3 protein-coding genes and 1 pseudogene are annotated in these 3266 nt (G+C 69.7%); all 4 read right to left on the bottom strand.

What is annotated here, in order from left to right; all coding sequences use genetic code 11:
• The coding region (locus tag EIO58_RS14955) for a site-specific integrase (RefSeq protein WP_164861748.1) at positions 1-465 on the bottom strand (465 nt) is incomplete at its 3' end.
• 21 nt (positions 466-486) lie between these two features.
• Complete coding sequence (locus tag EIO58_RS14950) at positions 487-1116, bottom strand: NUDIX domain-containing protein (RefSeq protein ID WP_240658906.1); 630 nt, start codon at positions 1114-1116, stop codon at positions 487-489.
• Entirely contained in the window at positions 1113-2837 is a 1725-nt protein-coding gene (locus tag EIO58_RS14945) for a CTP synthase (RefSeq protein WP_127820184.1), read from the bottom strand. Before EIO58_RS14945 ends, EIO58_RS14950 begins: the two co-directional genes overlap by 4 nt.
• A 14-nt stretch (positions 2838-2851) precedes the next feature.
• Positions 2852-3266, bottom strand: a pseudogene (locus EIO58_RS14940) (DNA repair protein RecN); the annotation flags it as partial.

The following is a 3266-nucleotide window of genomic DNA, read 5'->3' as shown; positions in this document are numbered from 1 at the left end:
CGCCGCTCCCCCGCCGGCGGCCGGGCCCACCGCGTCTCGGGCATCCGGCGCGGCAGACCCGGGCAAGGTCGCAGGCGCCGGCCCCGCGGCATCCAGCAGCTGCTCCACCTGGTCGATCGTCAGCGCCTTGGGAAGCCGTCGCGGCTGCTTCGGCGGACGCAGCCTGGCCGACGGGTCGGCCGTCTCGACGCCTTCGCGCGCGAGGAAGCGGTGCAGGCCCCGTACCGAGGACTGGAGCCGGGCCAGGGACGACGCCGCGATCGGCGGATGAGCCGCAGCGCGATCCGCGACGAACGCGCCGACCACATCGGCGGTCACCGTCGACGTGTCGTCGATTCCGTGCCCGCGAAGCCACACGACATAGCCGGTGAGATCACGGCGATACGCCGCGACCGTGTTCTCCGACAGACCGCGCTCGATCGAGACGTGCCGCAGGTAGGAGTCCACCGCCCGTTCCAGCCGCATGCGCGATCCCGCCGTCTCGGCTCAGATGCCCGATGCCTCCCGCACGGAGCGCAGGCGCTCCCGCGCGGCCAGCACGCCCACTGTCATGATGCCGTTGCGCAGCCGGCCCGAGAGGATCCCGGCGACCACGTCGTCGAGAGGCGCCCACTCCAGACGGATGTCGGCCTCCTCCTCCTCGCGGGCGTGCACGGCGCCCGCGGCCGAGAGGCCGCGCGCGAGGAACAGGTGCACGATCTCGTCGTTGCCTCCCGGGGTCGTGAAGATGCTCACGAGAGGCTCCCACGACTCCGCGACCAGATCCGCCTCCTCGGCGAGTTCGCGACGAGCCGTTTCGAGGGGGCTCTCGCCGTCGACGTCGAGCAGTCCCGCGGGCACCTCCCAGTCGCGATGGCGGATCGGATGCCGGTACTGCTGGATGAGCAGCACGCGGTCGGCATCATCCAGCGCCACCACCGCCGCTGCCCCCGGGTGCTCGACGTACTGACGCACCATCCGGCCGCCGCCGTACGACACCGTGTCGCTGCGGACGTCCCACACGCGGCCTTCGTACACCCGCTCGCTCTCGAGGACCGTCGCGTCCACCGGCTCGTCGGCCAGGACGTGCACCGGCCCGCTCGGGGCGCCCGCCTGCGGGATCCGCTCGCCGGTCACGCCACCGGTTCCTCGGCCGGCTCGAACGGTTCGACATCGAACAGCTCGCTCGAGCGGTGGCGCTCGACCGCCGCGCCGACGAGCCCGCGGAACAGCGGGTTCGCGTCGGTCGGGCGCGACCGCAGTTCGGGGTGCGCCTGCGTCGCGATGTAGTACGGATGCACATCGCGAGGCAGCTCGACGTACTCGACGAGATCGAGATCGGGGTTGACGCCCGAGAACACCAGACCCGCCTGCGCGATCTGATCCCGGTAGCGGTTGTTCACCTCGTAGCGGTGGCGGTGACGCTCGGACGCGCGGTTCGAACCGTACACCTCGGCAGCGAGGGATCCCTCGGCGAGGTCGGCCGGGTAGAGCCCCAGACGCATGGTGCCGCCGAGTTCGCCGCGATCGAGGATGTCGACCTGCTCGTCCATCGTGGCGATGACCGGGTGCGCGGTGTCGGGGTCGAACTCGCTCGAGGAGGCGCCCTCGATGCCGGCGATGTGGCGCGCGTACTCGATCACGATGCACTGCAGGCCCAGGCAGATGCCGAGCGTGGGGATGCCCTGCTCGCGCGCGAACTTCAGCGCGCCGATTTTGCCCTCGATGCCGCGGATGCCGAAGCCGCCGGGGATCACGATGCCGTCCAGCGGCGCGAGCGCCTTCGCGGCGCCCTCCGGGGTCTCACATACGTCCGAGGGGATCCAGCGGACGTTGACGTGGGTCTCCTGCGCGAACCCGCCCGCCTTCAGCGCCTCGGTGACTGAGAGGTAGGCATCCGGCAGATCGATGTACTTGCCGACCAGTCCGATCGTGACCTCGTGCTTGGGGTTGTGCACGGCCTGCAGCACGCGCTCCCAGCGTGACCAGTCGACGTCCACCGCCTTGGACAGGCCGAGCGCGCGCACGATGTACTCGTCGAGGCCCTGAGCGTTGAGCATGGACGGGATGTCGTAGATGCTCGGCACGTCGACCGCGTTCACGACCGCGCCCTCGTCGACATCGCACATCAGCGCGATCTTGCGCTTGTTCGACTCGGTCACGGGCCGGTCGCTGCGCAGCACGAGCGCGTCGGGCTGGATCCCGATCGAGCGCAGCGCCGCGACGGAGTGCTGCGTCGGCTTGGTCTTCTGCTCGCCGGACGCGCCCATGAACGGCACCAGCGACACGTGCACGAAGAACACGTTCTGCCGACCGAGCTCGTGGCGGATCTGCCGCGCCGACTCGATGAAGGGCTGCGACTCGATGTCGCCGACAGTGCCGCCGATCTCGGTGATGATGACGTCGGGGCGGGGCTCCTCGGTGGCCTGCAGGCGCATGCGGCGCTTGATCTCATCGGTGATGTGCGGGATCACCTGGACCGTGTCGCCGAGGTACTCGCCGCGCCGCTCCTTCGCGATCACCTGCGAGTAGATCTGCCCGGTCGTGACGTTCGCCGCCTGGCTCAGCTCGATGTCGAGGAAGCGCTCGTAGTGGCCGATGTCGAGGTCGGTCTCGGCGCCGTCGTCGGTGACGAACACCTCGCCGTGCTGGAATGGGTTCATCGTGCCCGGATCGACGTTGAGATACGGGTCGAGCTTCTGCATGACCACGCGCAGACCGCGTGCCGTCAAGAGGTTGCCGAGGCTGGCGGCGGTGAGGCCCTTGCCCAGAGAAGAGACGACACCACCGGTCACGAAGATGTGCTTGGTGGTGTCGTCTGAGAAGTCGCCGCGGGAAGAACCAGAAGTCTGCGTCACGGGCTTTTACCCTATCAGTCCAGGTGCGTGCGAAGGCTGAGCAACTCTCGTGCGTGCGTGAGCGCGGCATCGGAATCCGGCATGCCGGAGAGCAGTCGGGCCATCTCGGCCTCACGCTCTTCCCCCTCCAGACGCCGGACATCGGATGCCGTGACCGAGCCGTCACTCGCCTTCACGACCGTCAGATGATTGGCCGCGAACGCCGCGACCTGCGCGAGATGTGTCACCGCGATCACCTGCGACGAGTGCGCGAGCCGTGCCAGACGCCGGCCGACCTCGATCGCGGCGGCGCCGCCGATGCCCGCGTCGACCTCGTCGAAGACGAACGTCGGCACGGGATCGACAGCGGCGATCACCACCTCGATCGCGAGCATCACACGGCTGAGCTCGCCGCCGCTCGCGCCCCGCGAAACCGCCCGCGGCTCGGCG

It is taken from the genome of Microbacterium sp. CPCC 204701, from assembly GCF_004010105.1.
Taxonomy (GTDB): domain Bacteria; phylum Actinomycetota; class Actinomycetes; order Actinomycetales; family Microbacteriaceae; genus Microbacterium.
Note: the sequence above shows the minus strand (reverse complement) of the source record. Positions and strands in the feature narration are given on the sequence as shown.